We start from the raw sequence: 21,588 nt of genomic DNA, 5'->3' as shown, positions 1-21,588 counted from the left end.
ACCCGTACTAGGTAGGCAAAAGTCTGAAAGCGTCAGGGTCACGTGAGTGTTGCCGGGGCTAGGCGAAAACAAGCCGCAAAACTTGCACTAGATTGGCATTTAAGCCTGTGATAGCTTCGCGCTAACGAGGCTGGTCAGGTCGAAAATTAACCTCCATTCAGTCCTATCTATATAAGATTTTGCACGCAGCCAGGGAAGAATGATAAATACACTAGAATTAACGCGATTTAAGTCTTTGACGAACCACGAGCCTATACAGCTCACTAACATGTCAATTTTGTGCGGATCCAACAGCTCAGGCAAAAGCTCGATAATTCAAGCCTTGCTGATGCTTAGCCAGACATTCTCTCTAAGATACTTTAAAAGCTCCATTTCATTGAACGGCCATTTAGTTCGCCTCGGCTCATTCAGCGATATTTTGGACTACACTTCCGACGAGAACAATATAGCTATAAAAATAGATCTATCGTTTGAGGAAGATGGATTCTGGCCCTCATCCTTTAGCGCCATTCATCTTGATTATACCTTCGGCTCAAAAGATGAAAAACATGTAAAAGGTTACGAGAGCCAGTTTCACCCCACTATTTTAAAGGGACTAATTAAGCTCACAGACAGAGAGGGCAGAGAGGAGACTTTATCCTTTAGAGAGCTAGAGCCGACCAACACCAACAGCGAATCACTATACAAATTAGTTTCGCTAAACTCTAAAAGCAAAGACCTGCTTGAAAAAGAATATCCAGATTACCGTATCGAGGGTTGTGACCGACAAAATATAATCCCAAACAATGTCGCGATTAACTACGACCACACCAAGAAACTAGCACTACAGCTTGTACCCTTTCTAATAGGGGGCGCCAGTTTTATGCGCCAAATTAAAACACCTGAAATCATCGACCTAGACAAACTTGTATTACCAAAATCCTTCTTCGACAAACTAAGAAATCTCATAAGTACCGAAAATGACGAGCGACTAAGAAACTTTGTTATCCCAGAAGATATTTTGAGTCTAATTGATGGAAAAAAAGACAAAAATCTGAGCCTCGCTAAAGTGAAGGAGTTATTTGCAACCCATGCGATTGTGTTGCGACCTGAAGTAATTTCAAAAGAACTGCTAAGCGAAGAAGGGGCAGACATAGGCACTTGGCGCGCCTTCGTCTCGGGCTTAGATGAAAAAGACAGTAAAGCGCTATTTGATTTTTTGATCCGAAATCGAGACGAGCTGCAGGGCTTTTGGTATGTGAATGCGAAGAAGAACCGAAGGCGTACCAACTTCGAACTCAGTTCTTTCCATCAAGTAGATAATTATCTGTCATTCTACTTTGAGCGAAGCGTGAAATATCTTGGCCCACTGCGAAATGAACCGCAAGCCATGTATCAGGCTTTCGACCTAACCGACCCAACCAAAGTTGGTTTGAAAGGCGAATATACTGCGGCAATTCTTCACATAAACAAGACTAAAAGAGTTTGGTATCCGGCCCCGTCCGTACTCGAAAATAATCGCCTTAGCTTTGAGATTAAAGGTGCCACCCTTGAGCAGGCGTGTACGGACTGGCTAACCCACCTTGGAGTGGTGACATCCGTACAAACATCCGACAAAGGGAAGCTCGGGTACGAGCTCTTAGTAAAAACAACAGAAACAGACAATTGGCAAGATTTGACACACGTTGGAGTCGGTGTCAGCCAGATCCTGCCAATTGTCATCATGTGCCTACTTGCTGTTCCGAACGACATACTAATTTTCGAGCAACCAGAATTGCACTTGCACCCGAAGGTGCAGTCAAGGCTGTGCGATTTTTTCATCGCGATTTCGCAGCGAAAGGTTCAATGCATAGTCGAGACGCATAGTGAGTACTTGATCAATAGGCTTCGACTTAGGATCGCTCAAAGCCGCTCGAATGAAATACAGAACTCGTCATCTATACTTTTTATAGAGAAGAGTGGCGGTAAGTCATCGTTCAGGCCTGTTGATATTTCAGAGTACGGCGCGATCACCGAATGGCCCGACGAGTTCTTTGATCAAACAGACATCGAAGTCGAAAACATATTGCTCGAAGCAACAAAGAAAAAACGGGAAAGTAAAAGCCTTGCGGAGCGCGGCTGATGCAAGTCTTGGTAAGCTGCGACTTCTTGATCGCACCAGCTAGTTGCACCGACGCGGAAATTGGGATTCTTGTTGAAAGCCTAATAGCCATAAAGCGAGACTTAGAAAATGAGTCTAGCAGCGTGCTGATAGAAGATGATGCAATAAACAAGCTATCTGCGCAAAATTTGTTTCCCAGCGCTCAGGCCTTCAATAGTAACCTTGCCTCCATGGGAAACACTGACTATTCGGGAAGAGACATTGCCAGGACGGTGAATAATATTCTGTCAATGCACTTGAATAAAGAAATCGCGCCACCATACTGTGTCGCTGACTGGACAAACAGGAGCTTAAATCCTAACGTAACTGGTCGTAATATGGTTCGCACCTCCGAGCTTAACGAGATGTTTGAGGAGGTGTCACTTGCGATGAAGATACACCAACGTTCTATATCATTCCTTCATCACCCAGTTGCACCAGGTGCTGCAAACATCGAATTTAATGGCACTGTTGAATCTCTAGAGCCTATCGGCACACAAACCATACCTTTCGACGTGTCGGTGAATATCCCGCTTTACCAATCCTACAAAGACTATCTATTAGGTTTGGATGCTTACAAGCTTTATGAGGCGGCGGTTTCTGATTATGAGCTCAAGCTTGCGATATTTGTAGGGGCACTCACTGCGCTCCGAGACAGAGGTCATCATACCGACCTTGACGTTTGGCAGACATTCACCTTGGGGCCTCGATTTATAGAGTCGCTGAAATCTCACCAATGCTACGGGACACAAAACTTCGCCAGTACCTGCTTTGACGTTCTAAGACATGTTGTCGCTAGACTGGAGAAGTACGAGAACAGTCCTTTCTGTACTGGAGCTGATAGAGGGAAACAAATAGTTCGAAATGGTCAATTAGCATGGCGTACCCATGTCACAAAAGGTATGCAGGCACTCAGGCTCATGTCCTGGACGACCTCTGATGGTAGTATCGAGCTGGCAAATGTTGGCAATAAGAACGCCTTGGAAATCTTCTAGGCCGATGTCTATTCATGAGAGGTAGAACTCCGTGACAGCGCAACGCTTATGGAGAGGATTTATTTTTGGGGGCGGATTTGGGGGCACGCCGAGAAACGTAACTGAATTTGCCTACTATTTATAAGGCTGTAAAAGCACGGTTCGATTCCGTCTCTGACCCGCTAGATATTCGCTATGATCCCCGATCGTTGGCTCAGCCATGAAGCGACGTCAAACCTGAATAGGAGAAAGGAAATGCCGATCATCCAGATAACTGCGCCACTAGTGAATGGGGATTTGTGGGACCCACTGGACGAAGACAATGCATCATGCCAGGACGCGGTTGACCTAGTATGTGGAGACGACCTGCGCCCACCTCCCACAAGCGTGATCATCAAGGTGACTACGGATTCGGGGAAGCTCGTAGAAGTGAGAATTCCTGCTTCGGATAGCGGCAAGGCGATCGTCCGAATTGATGGCAAAACCATATAGCCAGCATGGCCAAGTTATGTGAGTAGGAATGGGAGTAGAGAAACTCAGTCCGAACACTCAAAGCCAACTCTTCAAGGGCTATAGGGCTACAGTTCGAGTCTCCCTCGGGCACCAAATAGCTACACATTGTGAGTTTCTACCGACTCACAGATCCAAAGAAACCGGCCATTTGAGCCGGTTTTTTTGTGCCTGAAACTCTTCTTTTATCTGAAATATAGAAAGCGAATTTTCGCAAATCTGCGGGCGCAGACGTGCCTGCGAATCAGGCAATGAGGTCTGCCAGACACAACGCGCCGCAACCATTCCCCACAGAGCAGTATGTGTCGCACTACAAATCCGCTTCTGGCCGCCAGGCGGTAGGAGATCCCGCCCCACCTTCGTCGCCGCGCTGTCGCGCAGCAAACTGGGAGCCGATTCTGCCCGGAGGGCGTAGGAGCTGACTTGTCTGCGATCTAGCCGGGGTCGCGTCCGACCGAAGCGCTGACAAAAGAATGAATTCAACACCGCTGTAAGGTCGTGCCGACCCGTCCTGGGCAATCCGGCTCCACCACACCGAGTTCGCCGGACGACATAGCCGAACCGAAGACGGAGCGAAATCTCTTTTCGTGATTCGTAATCGCATCGCACGTGGCCTGCTGCGTCGCCATCGACCAGCAAATTTCGTAGTGACGACCGGCATCACCACGTTCCTATCTCCCTTCTGTGAGCCCGGCAAGCTGCATGGCTGGTCTACATTGCCGACATGGCGAACTGGATGGCGGATGAATTGGAACTCAACGCTAAACGGCACAGCCTGAGCACTCGCCTGGAGGAAATTCGCCAGCAAACGCAGGAAGAGATGGCCAGCGCACGGCAGGCTGAGACTCGGGCCGCTACCGCTTACGCACAGGCAGTGGCCTGGGGCGACGTCGAAGGCGAAAAAGCAGCCAGCACAGACGCTCAGAAAGCGGCGAAAAACCTCACTACCGCGACCGAACAACATCGCCGCCAGCTACTGATCATCACCGCCTTGCGACTGGCCCACGACGCCCTGGAGGAAACGTGGAATGAAGCCGCCCAAGCGCTGCTTGATGTGGGAGGTAAGCTTTACGCTGCAGCCAACCTGATTGGCCGCGACCTAGTGTCCTTGTTCAAGCTCGACATCCCTGAGCAGGGTGAAAACTCGGGCAGTTGGAGGTGGCGCGACCTGGTAGACCGTGGGAGCAAGCATCGCACGCGCGATCTGCTCGCGATGTAACAGCCGTTTACCCTGAAACAGCCTGCTTTCGCGGGCTGTTTAAATCACTCCAAGGATCGAAGCCATGAACGCTGCGACACAAAACAGCTCATCCATATCCGAAACGCTTAGAGCGAGAAGAGCCCACCTGACCGCCCTACTCAAGATCGTGGATACCAACATCGGAAAAAGCACAGCGATGCAGAAGCTCACAATCACTACGATCAAGGCAGAAATGGGTTGATTCCGGTCATTCATGACCGGCAGCAATCGGCCGAGGCTGTGTAAAAACGTTTTAGAGCCGGTTTGAATGTCCGAATCGGAGCCGAAATCGCGTTCCTACGCAAATTTCAGATCCACTGATCAACCAATCACTGGCAGATTTTACGTAGCGACGCAGACTTCAAAACAGTGGCTGCGTTTTTACACACTCAGGGCCAGAAGCGGACGCTTATGAGGTGACGTGAATCTGCCCTTTTTGGGACTTTGAAAGAACCTGTCAGTCAGACATCGCCTCCGCCATCCTTATACGACAGACCCATGATTTTACAGGGCTTTATCGTTTCTTTGAGGTGAGAACTGCGCCGTTTTCAAGACGCATTACAACACTGGCTTTTTCATCGACCTGGTCAATGCCGTGATCATCGGCCTGTTCAGTGGTATCTAGGGACCGGATTGCGCCGGACATCAACGCCAGACGGATGACTTATCGGATATCGCTCGATACCCTTACCTCCCCGTCGCCTGACGGTTTCCAGATCAAATCCCATTTCACCCAGACGAGCATGTCATGAAATTCCCCGCAGGTTTGCTGCTGTCGGCTATCAAGCTGGACCGTGCCAGTGCCATTCCCCTGTACCGCCAACTGTATCTGCAGATTCGCAAACAGATACTCAACGGCAGAATCCAGGGGGGCGTGCGCCTGCCGTCGACCCGGACCTTAAGCAACGAGTTGGGGTTGTCGCGGATCACCATTCTCAATGCTTTCGATCAACTGATTGCCGAAGGTTTCCTGGCCTCGCGCACTGGCGCCGGTACGTATGTCGGCACTGAGTGGGAAAGCCGGGGTATCGAGGACGAGCAACAGCGCCAGCCACCACGCCTGTCCGACCTGAGCCAGTCGATGCTGTCGCTGCGCAGCGATCATTTTCGTGGGGTGTCCTATGCCGACTGGGACCCCGCGACCCCGACCTCCTTCCTGCCCAGCCACAGCACCTATGATGCATTCCCGCAGGCGATCTGGCGGCGCCTGATGAACCGTCATCTGCTCAAGCCAACCAAGGCCATTCTGGGTTATGGCGAGTTACAAGGCTTGCACGCGTTTCGCACAGCGATTGCCGAATACGTCTTCGATGCGCGTGGCATCGACTGCAGTGCCGGGCAAGTGGTGATCGTTTCCGGCGCGCAGCAAGCGTTCAACCTGCTGGGCATGCTGCTGCTCAATCCGCAGGACAGTGTCTGGATGGAGGACCCGGGGCACATCGCCGCGCGCATTGCGCTGCAAGCCCAGGGGGCTCAGGTGATTCCGTTGCGTATCGATGAACAGGGGATCGATGTCCAGCAAGGCCTGACCGAGTGCCCTGATGCCCGTTTGGTGTTTTGTACGCCTTCGCGCCAGCATCCTTTGGGTGTCACGCTGAGTTATGCGCGGCGCCAGGCACTCATCGACTGGGCTGCGCAACATCAGAGCTGGATCATCGAGGACGATTGCGACAGTGAGTTTCGCTACAGTGGCCGCCTCCTCCCGGCGTTGTATGCCATGGACCAGATGGCCCGGGTGATCTACGTCGGAACGTTCAGCAAAGTTCTCTTTCCGTCACTGAGACTGGGTTACGTGATTCTGCCGCAGGCCCTGGTCGAACCCTTTTGCACCTTGCGCGCGGTCATGGATCGCAGTCCGCCCACACTGCTTCAGGCGACAACGACGGACTTCATGTGCGAAGGCCACTTTCTGGGGCACATCCGCCGCATGCGTGCGCTGTACAAGGCGCGCCAGCAGGCATTGATCGAACAGCTTGAAAAGCAGATTGGCAGCTTCTTCAGGATCACTCCGACGGATGCTGGCATGCACCTGATCGCCTGGCTGTCCCCCGAACTCAGTGACACTGATATCGCCCGGCAACTGGCCCAGCACAACATCCACACCTACGCCTTGAGCGACTACCGCATCAAGCATGCCCTGTCGCCGGCCCTGTTGATCGGCTTTGCCGGCACGCCTGAAAACCAGGCCCGGGAGCGTGTCGAGGCGCTGGCCCGGGCCTTGCGCACATTAGGTTATCTGCCGCCGACCACTTGATGCGAGGCAAGTGGTCTTATCAATTAACTGATAATGGATCTATCGAGAGTTCCTGACTGGCGCGATAAAGGCTGCGCCGGTAGACCCGGTGTCTGAACCAGGAACGACTCTAATGAACAATAAGATCCAGGAACGATTCAACGCCTTGCTGAGCCATAAGGTGGTCGAACACGGGGCTGCTCCCGTGCTGACGGACGCACTGGCCCAGCGGTTGCTTGAGCGTCTCGGGCAATTGCGCCTGTTTGCCCACGCCTACCCGCTACTGACCAACCTCACCCACGGTCGTGTCACCCCTGCCGACCTGCTGGACTTCGCCTATCGCCACGAGCTGCAAGGCCTGAGCCTGCACTTGCTCGACGGCGAGGAAAACAGCCTGAGCCAAATGTCACCCGCGCAGCTCCAGGCGTTTGCCGCCAAGGCCAAAGCGCTGGGGCTGGATGTGCACCTGGAAATCAGCAGCACGCTGAAAAAGGATGTCGACCAGGTGATCGCCATCGCCAGGGCCCTGGGGGTGCGCAACATCCGTGTTTACTCACGTTACGAGGGCACGCTGTCGCGGGTCATGGACGTGATCGAGACTGACCTGCACTACCTCGCACAACAGGCCGACGCACACGATCTGTACTTTGACTTCGAGCAGCATGAAGAACTCAAGAGCGGCGAAATCGCGCAACTGCTCAACCGCCTCAACCACCCTCGCCTGCATGCTCTGTTCGACTTCGGCAACATGATCAATGCCTGCGAACCGCCCCTGCAGGCCCTGCGTAACCTGGCGCCACACATCCGCCAGACTCACCTCAAGGGTGTGCGCATCGTCCCCGAACAAAACGGCTTCGGCCATTACGGCGTATTGCAGGGCAGCGACGAGGACGATCTGCCCAGCGCCCGCATGCTGTTCGAGCTGTTGATGCTGGGCGAAGCAACCCCGCAGGTGATCGCATTCATTCTCGAGCAGGAAAACCACTATGTGGCCCCGGCTTTCCGCCAGAGCCTTGAGGCGGCCGATCCCTTCATTACTTACCGGGAGATGAGCGAAACGCCGCTCCCGAACGGCTACTCGCTTGAGCGAATGCTGGCCGATGAACACCGCTGGGCGAACAACCAGGTCGCCTATGTCCGTAGCCTGCTGGCCGAATTGCGCACATTGGCCGAACTGACCCTTGCCACCCCTTCCAACGCCTGAACCTGACGACCCGATTACGCCCGGAGAACAATAATGACAACTCAAAACAAGGCCAAATGGCTCAGATTCCTGATCCTCATCCTCGGTGGCGGCACCATCTACAAGCTGGCGAACCTCAAGGACGCCTTCTATGTACCCATGCAGGAATTGATGGGCTTGAGCCACACTGAAATCGGTATGCTGCTGAGCGCCAACGCGATCATCGCTACTGCACTGTTTGTGATTGGCGGCCTGCTCGCCGATCGCTACGACACGCGCAAACTAATCCCCCTCGGCCTGATCGGGACCGGTAGCCTGGGGTTGTACCTGGCGACCTTTCCGCCCTTCAGCAATTTGCTGATCGTGTTCTGTCTGTTGGCCGTCTGTGCCGACTGCCTGTTCTGGCCATCGCTGCTCAAAGCCATCCGCAACCTGGGTGACGATCAGGAGCAAGGCCGGTTGTTCGGCCTGCTCGAAGGCGGGCGTGGCGTGGTTGATACACTGGTGGCCTTTTCCGCCCTGGGCGTGTTCGTCGCCATGGGTTCGGGCGAAACCGGCCTGAAGTCGGCGATCCTGTTCTACTCGGTCATCGACATTCTGGCCGGCACCCTGACCTGGTTCCTGCTCAAGGGCGGCAACGCGCAGTCGGTGGCCAAGCCAAAGAATGGTCTGGCGAACCTGATGGAAGCGATCAAGGTACCGGGAATCTGGCTGGTCAGCCTCAACGTGTTCATGGTCTACATCGTCTACTGCGGCCTGACCTATTTCATTCCCTACCTCAAGGAAATGTACGGGTTGCCCGTGGCATTGGTGGGCGCCTACGGCATCATCAACCAGTACTTCCTGAAGATCCTCGGCGGGCCTGCCGGCGGTTTCATTGCCGACAAGCAGTTCAAGAGCACCAGCCGCTACCTGAAATGGGCATTCCTGGCGCTGTTGCCGCTGATGGGCGTGATCATGCTGATTCCGAAAAGCCCGGGCTTCATCTATGCGGGCATGGCCGCCACCCTGTCCTTCGCCCTGATCGTGTTCTCCATGCGCGGCGTGTTCTGGGCCCCCATGGGTGAAGTCGGCATTCCCCAACACATCACCGGCTCGGCCTTCGGCATCGGTTGCCTGATCGGCTATGCACCCGGCATGTTTGCCTACGTCATCTATGGCGCGATCCTCGATCACTTCCCCGGTCAACAGGGTTACAACTATGTCTTCAGCCTGATGAGCATACTGGCCGTTGCGGGCTTCATGGTGTCCAGCCTGCTCTATCAAGCGGTGCGCAAAAAATCCATGGCCACTGGCGGGATGAGCGCGGCGCAAGCCTGATCATCGCCAAGGACTCCAGGAGGAGGAATCGTCTACCACGCCGATCCCTCCTCCGGCCACAACGCAGGAATGAACCGAAGCTTGCGCACAATCTGGATAACGCGTTAGCGCGACGGAACGCTTTTTCATCTTATGGCGACGCACCGGCTTATTGGGCGACCGTTGGCACTCTTGATCGGTGGCTTGAGACTGCAGCGTTTCGCGACAGGCAGCTATCGGCCGAGGCTGTGTGAAAACGTTTTAGAGCGAGTTTGACAGTCAGAACCGCAACGAAAATCGCGTTCCTACGCAAATTTCAGATCTGCTGACCAACTAGACGCTGGCAGATTTTACGTAGCAATGCAGACTTGAAAACGGTGCATGCGTTTTCACACAGCCTTGGCCGATAGCTGCCGGTTACGACAGGCAGAAACGGGTCGATTGCCGTCCTTCGCGACAGGCAGAAAACGGCCGATTGTGTTGAGAAAGTCGATTTTCTCAAACTGCCGCAAAATTGATCGGTGAAAGCGCCTTTTGACACGCCGCCAGGTGAAATCGCAGTCCGAATGCCTCTGCGAAAACTCTGGATTTAAATCTCAGGCGATTACTTTTTTGGCATGGAAACTAAGGCCGGCTTTTCAACAGAGTCGGCCAAAAGCTGTTATTCAGCGGTGTCTACGAATTAGAGGGCGATTCATATTGGCCCTCGCTTTGCCTTATGTTTTGTACGAAAAATCGCCTTGCCTGATTGCCGCTCGACGACTTTTCGTACAAACCCTAGACCGGGCTCAAGCCAGCAGTTCGGTGATCCACCGGGCCTGCCGGGAGATGTCCTGCGACTTCTCCACGGGCACAGCCTGCCGCGCCTGGGCGAAGTTGGTCAGGGTTTGCTGCTTATGGCGCAGCATGCGCCGCCACTTGGCCAGGAACGCCGGGCTGCGTGCCTGCATCTGCAGCGGGCCGAAGTACAACTCCTCGGCGGTGTATATCACCAGCCCGGCGCGCTCGGCGACGATGATTTCGTAGTCGAAACGGTTTTCCCGCAGCACTTCCTCGCAGAGGATGCGGTAGCCATTTTCCATCAGCCATTGGCGCAGTGGCTGCTCGCCGCCGTTGGGCTGCAGGATCAAGCGCTCCTGGCCGCTCAGGCGCGCCTTGCCGCTGTCGAGGATGTCACGGATCGTCTCGCCGCCCATGCCACAAATGCTGATCGCCGTGATCCCGTCTCCCGGCTCGATCGCCGCCAGGCCATTGGCCAGGCGCACGGTGATCCGCTGGTCCAGGCCGTTCTCGCGCACGGTGCGTTCGGCCGAGCGGAACGGCGTCGACGCCACCTCGCCGGCCACCGCTGCTGTGATGGCTCCACGGCGCATCAACACCACCGGCAGGTAGCCGTGATCCGAGCCGATATCGGCCAGGCGCGCATCGGCTGGCACATGCGCCGCCACGCGCTCCAGGCGCATAGACAATGTTTGTTCGTTCAACTGCAGCCCCTTTTCACCACGAACGTCCAGCACCTTTGGCCGGATCGGGACGAGATTCTGTCGAGTAACGCCGTGCATTTCAAACGCCTGCGACCGGGGCCATGGCTCGCCCCGTCCTACCGCTCGCGTATCGGCCCAAAGCAAACCCTGGTCATGGGCGGCTTTTAGTCGACGTTTGTCTGTTGCGACCGGCGGAAAGCGCCCCTAGCAAACACTCGAAAGCGTCTACCCATGCGGGGCCGATCAAGGTTGCGGGGAAGACCTGTGCAGCAGGCAACTCGAATGATAGAGATGCGGAATGGGTGAAAATCAACCTAATCACAAGAAGACGTATCGTTACAGGCTGGTAACGACTAGGTACTCAAGCCTATCGATATTTCGGGAGCGAGACTGATCGGAAAGTTAACAGAGCGCGCAATGAAGCATTTTTCATGGGCGGCATGATGCAGCGCTAGGGCTTTCTCGATATCGGCTCCGGGAGCCAGGGTCACCTTGGGCCTCAACACCACTGAGGTGAACTGGCCAGCGCCATCGCTTTGCTCGACCATTGTGCCCTGCGGATTATCCAAGTAGGCCACGATCACAATCCCGGCCTCAGCACAAAGGCCCAAATACCACAGTTTATGGCACGCAGATAAGGAGGCGAGAAGAAGCTCCTCCGGGTTCCAGCGAGTCGGATCGCCTCGAAAACTGGGGTCGGATGAGCCATTAATAGGGGGTTTGCCCTTGGCCTGAATAACATGCGAGCGACTGTAACCACGATAAGAGGAGGTACCGGTACCCTCATTCCCCGTCCAGACGACCTGGACATCGTAGCGGTGAAATTTATCTGCCATTTGATCTTCCCTGAGCATGTTTTTGCGTCCAAAGGCTACGGTACATGCCCTATGAATTGAAAGCTGAACATTGCCCGTGCCTTTGCTCGATACTTCCGCCTTTCGCATGGATTTAGCAACTCAACACCCTGAGTTCCAGCGTTACCCGTGAAACCAAATCCAGAACGCCACCAGCAGAGTCGCCGCGACGAGCCAGGCCAGCACCGCGCCACGTGGTTGGCATGCAGCGCATTTGTCAAAGTGTCTCGGCTCATTTCTTGTACATGTCGCAGCTCGTGCGACAGCATTCAGGACAACACCTCGGCCCACCCTCTTCTAGACTCAACGCATGGTCGTAGAAAGAACCGAACACGTCGCTTTGGTGCCGTTGAATCAAAGGCGGCGTGGCAAGCTGCCTTTTATGCCCTGAAGAGGTGCGGCAAAGACCGCATCGGGCCCAACAAGATGCCCGCCAAGGGTGCCCTGGCCAACGGCCTGAACATGCCACGATACCGTGACGTGGTGTGAGTGCCGCAGCCGACACTTTCGGACAACCGGCAACTGCCTGGTTTGCCCGTGATCGTGAGGAATGCTGTATGCCTGATGAGATGTTGCAATTGCCTGTGGTCAACAGCGTGCTGGAGCGCCACAAGGGCTCTGCTGGCGCACTGTTGCCGATTCTTCATGAGATTCAGGAGGGCATCGGTTACATCCCGGATGCCGCCATCCCCGAGATTGCCCACGCCCTCAACCAGAGTCAGGCCGAGGTTCGCGGGGTGATCAGCTTTTACCATGACTTCCGCACCGCGCCCCCGGCGCGGCATATCCTGCGTCTGTGCCGCGCCGAGTCCTGCCAGAGCCGCGGCGCCGAGCAGCTCGCAGCGCAGTTGCGCGAACGCCTGCAACTGGACGACCACGGCAGCAGCGCCGACGGCAGCATCAGTCTGCGCCCGGTGTATTGCCTCGGCGCCTGCGCCTGCTCGCCCGCCCTGGAGCTGGATGGCCAGGTGCATGCGCGGCTCAGTGCCGAGCGTCTTGATGCATTGCTCGACGCTTGCCAGGAGGACGCATGATGCCGCGCCTCTATTTGCCGATTGATTCTCTTGCCCGTGCCGTAGGTGCCGATGATGTAGCTGTGGCCCTTGCCACTCAGGCCCAGGAACGCCAACTGTCCCTGTCCCTGGACCTGCAACGCACCAGCTCGCGCGGCCTGTACTGGCTGGAGCCGTTGCTGGAAATGGACACTCCGCAAGGCCGTATCGGCTTCGGCCCGCTGACCGCTGCCGATGTGCCGTCCCTGCTCGATGCGCTGCAAGGCGAGTCGTCCGCCCATCCACTGGCCTTGGGTCTGGTGGAAGAACTGCCTTATCTAAAGACTCAACAACGCCTGCTGTTTGCCCGCGCTGGCATTACCCGGCCGCTGTCCCTGGAGGATTACCGGGCCCACGGCGGTTTCGAGGGCTTGACCCAGGCCATCGCCCTGGGCGGCGAGCAGACCGCGACCGCCGTGTTCGATTCGGGCCTGCGTGGCCGTGGCGGCGCAGCCTTCCCGGCCGGGATCAAATGGCGCACGGTGCGCGCCACCCAGGCTGCGCAGAAGTACATTGTGTGCAACGCCGACGAAGGCGACTCCGGCACCTTCGCCGACCGCATGTTGATGGAAGGCGACCCCTTCCTGCTGATCGAAGGCATGGCCATTGCCGGTCTCACCGTCGGGGCCAGCTACGGTTACATCTATGTGCGCTCGGAATATCCACAGGCCGTGGCCACATTGCGCGAGGCGCTGGACATCGCCCGGTCCGCCGGTTACCTCGGCGCCAATGTCGGCGGCAGCGGCCAGGCCTTCGATATGGAAGTACGCGTCGGTGCCGGCGCTTACATCTGCGGTGAGGAAACCGCGCTGCTGGACTCTCTCGAAGGCAAGCGCGGGATCGTCCGCGCCAAGCCACCGATTCCTGCGTTGAAGGGCCTGTTCGGCCTGCCTACCCTGGTGCACAACGTGCTGACCCTGGCTTCGGTGCCACTGATTCTGGCCAAGGGCGCGCAGTTCTATCGCGATTACGGCATGGGCCGCTCGTTGGGCACCATGCCCTTCCAATTGGCGGGCAATATTCGTCACGGCGGTCTGGTGGAACGGGCGTTTGGCCTGACCCTGCGGGAACTGGTGGAAGACTACGGCGGTGGTACTGCCAGTGGCCGGCCGCTGAAGGCCGCGCAAGTTGGCGGCCCCCTCGGCGCCTGGGTGCCGCCAGGGCAATTCGACACGCCGCTGGATTACGAAGCCTTCGCCTCCATCGGCGCCATGCTCGGTCACGGTGGTGTGGTGGTGGCTGACGACAGCCTGGACATGGCCCGTATGGCGCGCTTCGCCCTGCAGTTCTGTGCCGAGGAATCCTGTGGCAAATGCACCCCATGCCGCATCGGCTCGACCCGGGGCGTGGAGGTGATCGACCGCCTGCTGGCCGCACCTGACCAGAGCGGTCGTGATGAGCAGGCGATCATCCTCAAGGACCTGTGCGACACCATGCTTTACGGTTCGCTGTGCGCGTTGGGCGGCATGACCTCCTATCCGGTCGCCAGCGCCCTCAAGCACTTCCCCGCCGACTTCGGTCTGCTGGCCTCGGAGGCCGAGCAATGATTACTCTCTTTGACCCGAAAACCGATATCGATCTGGGCACCCCGGCCCGCGACAGCCAGGTGCAAGTCACCCTGAACATCGACGGCCGCAGCATCAGCGTGCCCGAAGGGACCTCGGTGATGCGCGCCGCCGCGCTGCTGGGCACTACCATTCCCAAACTGTGTGCCACCGACAGCCTGGAAGCCTTCGGCTCCTGCCGCATGTGCCTGGTCGAGATCGACGGCATGCGCGGCTACCCGGCGTCCTGCACCACGCCGGTCAGCGAAGGCATGAGCGTGCACACCCAGACGCCGAAGCTTGCCACCCTGCGCCGCAATGTCATGGAGCTGTACATCTCAGATCACCCGCTGGACTGCCTGACCTGCTCGGCCAACGGCAACTGCGAGCTGCAAACCGTCGCCGGCCAGGTCGGCCTGCGGGAGGTGCGTTACGGCTATGAAGGCGACAACCATCTGGCCGACAAGAAAGACACCTCCAACCCCTACTTCGACTACGACCCGAGCAAGTGCATCGTCTGCAACCGCTGCGTACGCGCCTGCGAAGAAACCCAGGGCACGTTTGCCCTGACGATTACCGGGCGCGGTTTCGAATCCCGGGTCGCGGCCGCTGGTGGCGAGAGCTTCCTCGACTCGGAATGCGTGTCCTGCGGCGCCTGCGTGCAAGCCTGCCCCACCGCGACCCTGATGGAAAAAAGCGTGGTCGAACTGGGTCAGCCCGAACGCGCCGTGATCACCACCTGTGCCTATTGCGGCGTGGGCTGCTCGTTCCGCGCCGAGATGAAAGGCGACAAGCTGGTGCGGATGGTTCCCGACAAGAACGGCCAGGCCAACCACGGCCACTCCTGTGTCAAAGGGCGCTTTGCCTGGGGCTACGCCACCCACCCGGATCGCATCACCACGCCGATGATCCGCAAGCACATCAACGACCCTTGGCAGGAAGTCAGCTGGGATGAGGCGGTGACCTACGCCGCCAGCGAATTCCGCCGTCTGCAGCAAAAATACGGCCGCGACTCCATTGGCGGCATCACCTCCAGCCGCTGCACCAACGAAGAAACCTATCTGGTGCAAAAACTGGTGCGTGCCGCGTTCGGCAACAATAACGTCGACACCTGTGCGCGGGTCTGCCACTCGCCGACCGGCTATGGCCTGAAACAAACCCTTGGCGAGTCCGCTGGCACTCAGAGTTTCGACTCGGTAATGCAAGCCGACGTGATTCTGGTGATGGGCGCCAACCCCAGCGACGCCCACCCGGTGTTCGCCTCCCAGCTCAAGCGCCGCTTGCGTGAAGGCGCACGGCTGATCGTCATCGACCCACGTCGCATTGATCTGGTGGACTCGGTGCATGCCCGCGCTGAACTGCACCTGGCCCTGCGCCCGGGCACCAACGTCGCCATGCTCAACGCCCTGGCCCACGTCATCGTCACCGAAGGCCTACTCAACCAGGCCTTTATCGACGCCCGTTGCGAAGGCAGCGATTTCGCCCACTGGCGCGAGTTCGTCAGCCGCGCGGAAAACTCGCCGGAAGTCCTTGGCGCCATCTGCGGTGTCGCCGCTGCCGACATCCGTGCCGCCGCGCGTCTGTACGCAACCGGCGGCAACGCGGCGATCTATTACGGCCTGGGCGTCACCGAACACAGCCAGGGCAGCACCGCCGTCATGGGCATCGCCAACCTGGCCATGGTCACTGGCAACATCGGCCGCGAAGGCGTGGGCGTGAACCCGCTGCGTGGGCAGAACAACGTTCAGGGCTCCTGCGACATGGGCTCCTTCCCCCACGAGTTGCCTGGCTACCGACACATCTCCAACGAGGTGGTTCGGGCGCAGTTCGAGCAGGCCTGGAACGTCACCTTGCAACCCGACCCGGGCCTGCGTATTCCCAATATGTTCGAGGCAGCCCTGGACGGCAGCTTTAAGGGCTTGTATTGCCAGGGCGAAGACATCGCCCAAAGCGACCCCAATACCCAGCACGTCACCTCGGCTCTGTCGGCGATGGAATGCATCGTGGTGCAGGACATTTTCCTCAACGAAACCGCCAAGTTCGCCCACGTATTCCTGCCGGGCAGTTCGTTCCTGGAAAAAGACGGCACCTTCACTAACGCCGAGCGACGCATTTCGCGCGTGCGCAAGGTCATGGAACCGCTGGGCGGCAAGGCCGACTGGGAGGGCACCGTGGCCCTGGCCAACGCCCTGGGTTACCCGATGAACTACCAGCACCCGTCGGAAATCATGGATGAAATCGCCAGCCTGACGCCGACCTTCAGCAACGTCAGCTACGCCGCACTGGATAGCCACGGCAGCCTGCAATGGCCGTGCAACGCCGCAGCGCCGGACGGCACGCCGACCATGCACATCGAGGAATTCGTGCGCGGCAAGGGGCGCTTCATGCTCACCGGCTACGTGCCCACCGAGGAAAAGGTCAACAACCGCTATCCCCTGCTGCTGACCACCGGACGCATCCTCAGCCAGTACAACGTCGGCGCCCAGACCCGGCGTACCGAAAACATCGCTTGGCACGACGAAGACCGCCTGGAAATCCACCCGACCGACGCCGAGAGCCGTGGCATCAATGAAGGTGACTGGGTCGGCATCGGCAGCCGCGCCGGACAGACCGTACTGCGTGCGCGGGTCACCGAACGGGTCGCTCCAGGCGTGGTGTACACCACCTTCCACTTCCCCGAATCGGGGGCCAACGTCATCACCACCGACAACTCCGACTGGGCCACCAACTGTCCGGAGTACAAGGTCACCGCCGTGGAAGTCAGCCGCGTCTACCACCCTTCCGAGTGGCAAAAACGTTACCAGGCATTCAGCGACGAACAACAACGCCTACTCGACGAACGTCGCCGGGCACGCACAGCAGGAACAAAGGCCGAGGTACGCCGATGAGCACTGCCAACCTGATCAAAATGGCCAACCAGATCGCCCAGTACTTCGCCAGCGAACCGGACCAGCAACAGGCCGTGCTTGGCGTGCGCAATCATCTGCAGATGTTCTGGACGCCCGGCATGCGCAAGGAGTTGCTGGGCTGGCAGACGACGCATCATGGGGCCGACTTGCACCCACTGGCGCAGGCTGCGGTCAGTGGGGCGGGCTGGGAGGCTTAAGGCTCACACGATCCCTTACGGAGCACCTGCTGCCTGTCGGGCAGCGGTGCAACTAAGGAAACCAGCGTGCATGAATCTGCTTGAGTACGCCTTTGGCCCCGATACGTTGGTATCCCTCTTCATACGTCTTCAGTGCACGCAATCCATCCGGGTGGGCCAGGCTAAAGCCTATCGTTGCGCTTACCACACCGCAATTGAAGGCGAAGCGCACCGAATTTTCTGTGCCCGACTGCCTGGCCTTATAAGCCTCTGCCTCAAGGTCGGTGGTAATGATCAATGCCGCCTGGAAGCGCCGGGCGGCCAGCTTCTTCAGATTCAGTAAGTCCGAGTGAACGTTCTCGAACAGCACTCCGGACTTCTGTAGCGCCATGACCTGGGGCGAATATTCGTAGTCGTTGGTGATGCCCAGTACAGTCCCGGGCGGCAACGTGCATATGCCGTCTGGAGGCCTCGGCAAGGGGGCTTCGATATGTTCGAAGATGTCGTCATTCGCCGCGTAGATCGGTAGCGCCGCCAGCTTGATCTTGCCATCGAACTCGGGCAGCCAACTCATGTTGAAGCAGGCCGCGACCTCACCATTGAGCACCATGTATTTGCAACGTGAATAAGGCACGACTTTCAGGCGCACCTCAACCTCCATCTCCTTGAACGCGGCGACAACTACGTCATTGGCGTAACCTGTACCGTCGCTCTTCGACCAGGGATCGGCAGCATCCTCGACCATGATCGTCAGCGTCTCGTGCGGCATCTGCGCGGCGACGGCACTTGCTGCCAGCAGGTAGAGTGAGCACATCAGCAGGATCGGTTTGAGTGGCCACATTCGGTGCTTAGTCTTTTGCTGATGCATGGCTCTCCATTGATCTACTGACTCCACCACCGGCGAAGCTATTGGACTCTAGGCATTGGTCTACACACATCAACGCCACATTATGCGCACCCGCAAGAGATTCCGCGGAGGTTATGCCGAACACCGCCAGCAGCGCTCATAAGACAAGTCTATGAAACAAGGCGCTAATCAGATATCTCACGCGGCCCGGCCTAAACAATCTTGCACTTGATCCAGGCATCTTCGGCAACGCCATAGATGGCGCAGAGGCGGTGATAGCCGTCCGCGATGACCAGCTTGTCGTTCTTCTCTCCCCTGACCAGCAGCAACGGTGACAGTGGCGTTCCGTTCTTGATTTTGCTGCGGTCTTTCTCTACATGGGAGTTGCTGATGCCAAGCAGGGAAAGTTCTGACGCGCGGAAAATGTCCTTTGCCTTGAATTGGGTAAGGTCTGCAGCACGCAGGGCGGAAATTATTTTCTGCACCCGGGTTTCGCTGAATAGCAGAAGAAGGTAGGACTGTGCGGCTGGGTAGTCCTGCTCTTCCACATCTGGAAGCCATTTTATTGCAGTCGCTTCTTTCGCGTTGCTCATGTTTGCTCCCGAGGTGTTCACGCAGTGTAGTTGTGGGAATGCGTTTTTTCAGGCGGATCAGGCTTTACCCAAGGGTGCGTCGATCAGAACCTGAAGCCGCACTGAGACCCGCATTTCAAGCGTCCTTTTTCTGCAGGCTCTTCAGGCGCAGGCCCGCCCGTTGCACAGCGGCCATTTTTTCGGGTCGCTTCATGCGTTTCCATTTTCTGATGTCCTCCTTGGTGCGACCACAACTTACACATAAATCACCGCTCAACTGGCAAACGGAAATACAGGGATTTTCGATGTCCTTGGCCACGACTCAACCCCGAGTCGAGCGCTTGCGCGCCAAGCGTTGCTGCCAGTTTCCGGCATTGGCATGCTGACATTGCTCTTCAGTATCGACGTGCACATGGGCCGACACCGGACTGACGTGGATATCCGCTTCGCTTAACGCCACGGCCGTCAGTTCGACCATGCGTTCACCCTGCCCACTCGCAAGGGCCTGGTTCTTTTTGGCCTGCGTGTCAAAGACCCAGACGACCATCAGGCTGGACGGGAATACGGTGTAATCAACCTCGTGGGTCAGCCAGCAGAACCCTGCTATTTCGGCTTTGGCCGTCTCACAGGCGTCGGTCAGGGCCACCACCAGACGACGCTCGATCTGCGCCTGATCGCGTTTGCTTAACAGCATTGTTTGATCCTTGAATCAGTGTCGAAGGCTTGCCGAGGGGCGCTCGGTCTAATATCGCGCGGCTCGCTGCTGCGAGCCTCTTTTGCCAGTATCGATGTGCAGCACCTTGAGACGCAAAGGAATAAAACCAACAGTGCTCAGCAAACGCATGGCCTCAACTGCGAATTTGTATCTATTGCCAGTGAAACTTGTGTGGAAGCCCGCAGTCCTATTCGGGCTTTGCCGGTCACTACCGCAGCCCCTTTGCTGCCAAGCCCCCTGTCATTCCATCTGAGCTGTTCGACTCATGCGCCTAACCGTTCGTTCCTCCCGCTCTATTTCGCTCTGCCTCGTACCTTTGCTCCCCCTGCTCGCCAATCCCGCTTATGCCGAAGGGGAGCAGCAACTGGTGCAAGCCATCAACGGCTACCGCGCCCACCCCCAGCGCTGCGAGGGACGCATGACCCCTGCAATGACACCGTTGGCGCTGAAGTCCAGCGTGGCCTTGCCCGTCGGTTATGGCGGCGATTTACGGGACGGGTTGAAGGCCGCCGGTTATCAAGCAGGGAAAGTGCAAGCCATCCAAGTGGCAGGTGCGCGCGATGCCGAGACGGCCTTTGCCGTGATCAAGAACAACTACTGCGACAAACTACTCAATACCCAAGCGACCGATATTGGTGTCACTCACGTCGGTAATCGGTGGCAGATGGTACTGGCGCGCCCCTTGGTCGATGATCACCTGACTGATCGGCGGACAGCGGATAAAGCGTTGCTGACAGAGGTCAATGCGGCACGGGCGAAGCCGCGTCTGTGTGGGTATCAGCGCTTCGCCGCCGCACGACCACTGACGTGGAACAATGCCTTGGGGGCGGCAGCGCAGGGGCATAGCCGGGCGATGGCCTATGGCAATTACTTCGCTCACCAAGATCCAAACGGTGACTCGCCAGCGGCCCGGGCTCGGGCCGTTGGCTACCGTGGTCGGCAGATCGGCGAGAACATCGCTGCTGGGCAGGGTTCCCCGAGCCAGGCGATGCAGGGGTGGCTGGCCAGCCCTGGGCATTGCGCCAACCTGATGAACCCGATGTTTACCCAAGTGGGTGCTGCTTATGCCACGGCCTCGCGTAGCGACTTGGGTATCTATTGGACGATGCTGTTCGGCGCGCCCTGATGATCGTGGACGGGCTGTGGACTTTTACGGACAGGCCGTCAATGGAACCACACCGTCAGTTGCTTGCGACTTGAGCCATCCCGCCGGATGTCACGAGCGCCTTCAACGATGCATCGAACTGTTTCAGGGCGTTTAATTGCAGCTCACGTTGTTGGTCGATTTGCGCGGCAATCTCTGGAGCGGCTTTGCCATGCACCCAGACAGCGGACATTTGCTTTTCACCCAAACCTTCGGCCTTGCCAATGTATTGCAGGTTCGAATCGTAAAATTTGGCGACGAAGCGCGCTTCGACCTGGGTATTGCGCTGTGTCACCAGACGGTTGTAGGTGTCCAGCATGACCACTACGTCTGGGTGGGCTTGCACCAGCGCATCAAGGTTGTCGTAGACGGTCACTGAGGAGAATTCTTTCTGCAGCGAACCCATGAGCCAATTGATCGCGAGTTTCGGATCGGAGCTGTTGACGAACGCGTCGCTAATGCGAGAGTCAATCGCACCATTCTTCACGCCGTTCAGCGCGACAGAATGGTAATGCTCAAGGTACTCAAGGGTGTTGAGGGTGTTTTCGCTGTAGAGCACACCGACTGATTGTGCATGCTGCAGGCCAGCGGTACTGTCGGCCACCGATAACAAATGGCAGGACGGCGCGTCTGCAGCGTAAGAAGGCACAGTGGCGGCAGCGCCACCGGTCAATACGGCGACAAGAGCCAGCAGGGTGGAAATTCTCATCGCGTTATTTCCCTTAGAAGCATA

At 57.2% G+C, this 21,588-nt stretch carries 18 protein-coding genes and 1 pseudogene; 12 read left to right on the top strand and 7 right to left on the bottom strand.

Features of this window, described 5'->3' with window-relative positions; translation table 11 throughout:
• Positions 1 to 199: 199 nt before the first annotated feature.
• From QN399_RS05240 to QN399_RS05210, 7 genes and pseudogenes are all read left to right on the top strand, one after another.
• Positions 200 to 2,101 carry a DUF3696 domain-containing protein gene (locus QN399_RS05240; RefSeq protein ID WP_330200649.1) on the top strand — a complete coding sequence of 634 codons (1,902 nt, stop codon included), beginning with the start codon at positions 200 to 202 and terminating at the stop codon, positions 2,099 to 2,101.
• Positions 2,101 to 3,114, top strand: coding sequence for a hypothetical protein (locus tag QN399_RS05235; RefSeq protein WP_330200648.1), 1,014 nt, complete (start codon positions 2,101 to 2,103; stop codon positions 3,112 to 3,114). Before QN399_RS05240 ends, QN399_RS05235 begins: the two co-directional genes overlap by 1 nt.
• 1,201 nt (positions 3,115 to 4,315) lie before the next feature.
• Positions 4,316 to 4,822, top strand: a pseudogene (locus tag QN399_RS05230) (chromosome segregation protein SMC); the annotation flags it as partial.
• Positions 4,823 to 4,886: 64 nt separating this feature from the next.
• Entirely contained in the window at positions 4,887 to 5,045 is a 159-nt protein-coding gene (locus tag QN399_RS05225) for a hypothetical protein (protein WP_330200647.1), read from the top strand.
• A 546-nt stretch (positions 5,046 to 5,591) separates the two neighbouring features.
• Positions 5,592 to 7,097 carry a PLP-dependent aminotransferase family protein gene (locus QN399_RS05220; RefSeq protein WP_322215125.1) on the top strand — a complete coding sequence of 502 codons (1,506 nt, stop codon included), beginning with the start codon at positions 5,592 to 5,594 and terminating at the stop codon, positions 7,095 to 7,097.
• 112 nt (positions 7,098 to 7,209) lie between these two features.
• A complete protein-coding gene (locus QN399_RS05215; protein ID WP_330200646.1) occupies positions 7,210 to 8,280 on the top strand; it encodes a TIM barrel protein in 1,071 nt (356 codons plus the stop codon).
• Between the two features lie 33 nt (positions 8,281 to 8,313).
• On the top strand, positions 8,314 to 9,579 hold the full coding sequence (locus QN399_RS05210) for an MFS transporter (RefSeq protein ID WP_322178118.1): 1,266 nt from the start codon (positions 8,314 to 8,316) through the stop codon (positions 9,577 to 9,579).
• 767 nt (positions 9,580 to 10,346) lie between these two features.
• Here the strand turns inward: QN399_RS05210 and QN399_RS05205 are convergent.
• Both QN399_RS05205 and QN399_RS05200 read right to left on the bottom strand, forming a co-directional pair.
• Entirely contained in the window at positions 10,347 to 11,042 is a 696-nt protein-coding gene (locus QN399_RS05205) for a tRNA (adenine(22)-N(1))-methyltransferase TrmK (protein ID WP_330200685.1), read from the bottom strand.
• A 353-nt stretch (positions 11,043 to 11,395) separates the two neighbouring features.
• Positions 11,396 to 11,878 carry an OsmC family protein gene (locus tag QN399_RS05200; RefSeq protein ID WP_330200645.1) on the bottom strand — a complete coding sequence of 161 codons (483 nt, stop codon included), beginning with the start codon at positions 11,876 to 11,878 and terminating at the stop codon, positions 11,396 to 11,398.
• A gap of 575 nt (positions 11,879 to 12,453) precedes the next feature.
• Between QN399_RS05200 and QN399_RS05195 the strand changes: the two genes are divergently transcribed.
• From QN399_RS05195 to QN399_RS05180, 4 genes are read left to right on the top strand one after another with little or no spacing between them, the layout of a single operon-like run.
• Complete coding sequence (locus QN399_RS05195) at positions 12,454 to 12,930, top strand: formate dehydrogenase subunit gamma (RefSeq protein ID WP_330200644.1); 477 nt, start codon at positions 12,454 to 12,456, stop codon at positions 12,928 to 12,930.
• Positions 12,927 to 14,495, top strand: coding sequence for an NADH-ubiquinone oxidoreductase-F iron-sulfur binding region domain-containing protein (locus tag QN399_RS05190; RefSeq protein WP_330200643.1), 1,569 nt, complete (start codon positions 12,927 to 12,929; stop codon positions 14,493 to 14,495). The genes QN399_RS05195 and QN399_RS05190 overlap by 4 nt, the downstream gene beginning before the upstream one ends.
• Entirely contained in the window at positions 14,492 to 17,380 is a 2,889-nt protein-coding gene (gene fdhF / locus QN399_RS05185; protein WP_330200642.1) for a formate dehydrogenase subunit alpha, read from the top strand. The genes QN399_RS05190 and fdhF overlap by 4 nt, the downstream gene beginning before the upstream one ends.
• Positions 17,377 to 17,598 (top strand): formate dehydrogenase subunit delta, encoded by a 222-nt coding sequence (locus QN399_RS05180; RefSeq protein WP_322215130.1) that lies wholly within the window; start codon positions 17,377 to 17,379, stop codon positions 17,596 to 17,598. The genes fdhF and QN399_RS05180 overlap by 4 nt, the downstream gene beginning before the upstream one ends.
• Positions 17,599 to 17,650: 52 nt before the next feature.
• Here QN399_RS05180 and QN399_RS05175 read toward each other — a convergent pair whose 3' ends face one another.
• The 4 genes from QN399_RS05175 to QN399_RS05160 form a co-directional block, all read right to left on the bottom strand.
• Positions 17,651 to 18,445 carry a hypothetical protein gene (locus QN399_RS05175; RefSeq protein ID WP_323569155.1) on the bottom strand — a complete coding sequence of 265 codons (795 nt, stop codon included), beginning with the start codon at positions 18,443 to 18,445 and terminating at the stop codon, positions 17,651 to 17,653.
• A gap of 191 nt (positions 18,446 to 18,636) precedes the next feature.
• Entirely contained in the window at positions 18,637 to 19,017 is a 381-nt protein-coding gene (locus tag QN399_RS05170) for a hypothetical protein (RefSeq protein WP_322215132.1), read from the bottom strand.
• 115 nt (positions 19,018 to 19,132) lie between these two features.
• On the bottom strand, positions 19,133 to 19,315 hold the full coding sequence (locus QN399_RS05165) for a DUF1289 domain-containing protein (protein WP_322178110.1): 183 nt from the start codon (positions 19,313 to 19,315) through the stop codon (positions 19,133 to 19,135).
• 3 nt (positions 19,316 to 19,318) lie between these two features.
• Positions 19,319 to 19,690 carry a hypothetical protein gene (locus tag QN399_RS05160; protein ID WP_330200641.1) on the bottom strand — a complete coding sequence of 124 codons (372 nt, stop codon included), beginning with the start codon at positions 19,688 to 19,690 and terminating at the stop codon, positions 19,319 to 19,321.
• A gap of 286 nt (positions 19,691 to 19,976) precedes the next feature.
• Between QN399_RS05160 and QN399_RS05155 the strand changes: the two genes are divergently transcribed.
• Positions 19,977 to 20,837, top strand: a complete 861-nt coding sequence (locus QN399_RS05155) for a CAP domain-containing protein (protein ID WP_322178108.1) — start codon at positions 19,977 to 19,979, stop codon at positions 20,835 to 20,837.
• A 55-nt stretch (positions 20,838 to 20,892) separates the two neighbouring features.
• On the opposite strand, the gene QN399_RS05150 is transcribed toward QN399_RS05155, so the two are convergent.
• Complete coding sequence (locus QN399_RS05150) at positions 20,893 to 21,564, bottom strand: ATPase (RefSeq protein ID WP_330200640.1); 672 nt, start codon at positions 21,562 to 21,564, stop codon at positions 20,893 to 20,895.
• Positions 21,565 to 21,588 lie beyond the last annotated feature (24 nt).

This window comes from Pseudomonas sp. 10C3, from assembly GCF_036346185.1.
Classification (GTDB): Bacteria; Pseudomonadota; Gammaproteobacteria; order Pseudomonadales; family Pseudomonadaceae; genus Aquipseudomonas.
This window is presented reverse-complemented; position numbering and strand designations above follow the sequence as displayed.

What these genes read in the sequence shown, in the direction of transcription:
- QN399_RS05240 (WP_330200649.1), top strand. Translation starts at nt 200, where the DNA reads ATGATAAATACACTAGAATTAACGCGATTTAAGTCTTTGACGAACCAC.
- QN399_RS05235 (WP_330200648.1), top strand. Translation starts at nt 2,101, where the DNA reads ATGCAAGTCTTGGTAAGCTGCGACTTCTTGATCGCACCAGCTAGTTGC.
- QN399_RS05225 (WP_330200647.1), top strand. Translation starts at nt 4,887, where the DNA reads ATGAACGCTGCGACACAAAACAGCTCATCCATATCCGAAACGCTTAGA.
- QN399_RS05220 (WP_322215125.1), top strand. Translation starts at nt 5,592, where the DNA reads ATGAAATTCCCCGCAGGTTTGCTGCTGTCGGCTATCAAGCTGGACCGT.
- QN399_RS05215 (WP_330200646.1), top strand. Translation starts at nt 7,210, where the DNA reads ATGAACAATAAGATCCAGGAACGATTCAACGCCTTGCTGAGCCATAAG.
- QN399_RS05210 (WP_322178118.1), top strand. Translation starts at nt 8,314, where the DNA reads ATGACAACTCAAAACAAGGCCAAATGGCTCAGATTCCTGATCCTCATC.
- QN399_RS05200 (WP_330200645.1), bottom strand. Translation starts at nt 11,878, where the DNA reads ATGGCAGATAAATTTCACCGCTACGATGTCCAGGTCGTCTGGACGGGG.
- QN399_RS05195 (WP_330200644.1), top strand. Translation starts at nt 12,454, where the DNA reads ATGCCTGATGAGATGTTGCAATTGCCTGTGGTCAACAGCGTGCTGGAG.
- QN399_RS05190 (WP_330200643.1), top strand. Translation starts at nt 12,927, where the DNA reads ATGATGCCGCGCCTCTATTTGCCGATTGATTCTCTTGCCCGTGCCGTA.
- fdhF (WP_330200642.1), top strand. Translation starts at nt 14,492, where the DNA reads ATGATTACTCTCTTTGACCCGAAAACCGATATCGATCTGGGCACCCCG.
- QN399_RS05180 (WP_322215130.1), top strand. Translation starts at nt 17,377, where the DNA reads ATGAGCACTGCCAACCTGATCAAAATGGCCAACCAGATCGCCCAGTAC.
- QN399_RS05175 (WP_323569155.1), bottom strand. Translation starts at nt 18,445, where the DNA reads ATGCATCAGCAAAAGACTAAGCACCGAATGTGGCCACTCAAACCGATC.
- QN399_RS05170 (WP_322215132.1), bottom strand. Translation starts at nt 19,017, where the DNA reads ATGAGCAACGCGAAAGAAGCGACTGCAATAAAATGGCTTCCAGATGTG.
- QN399_RS05160 (WP_330200641.1), bottom strand. Translation starts at nt 19,690, where the DNA reads ATGCTGTTAAGCAAACGCGATCAGGCGCAGATCGAGCGTCGTCTGGTG.
- QN399_RS05155 (WP_322178108.1), top strand. Translation starts at nt 19,977, where the DNA reads ATGCGCCTAACCGTTCGTTCCTCCCGCTCTATTTCGCTCTGCCTCGTA.
- QN399_RS05150 (WP_330200640.1), bottom strand. Translation starts at nt 21,564, where the DNA reads ATGAGAATTTCCACCCTGCTGGCTCTTGTCGCCGTATTGACCGGTGGC.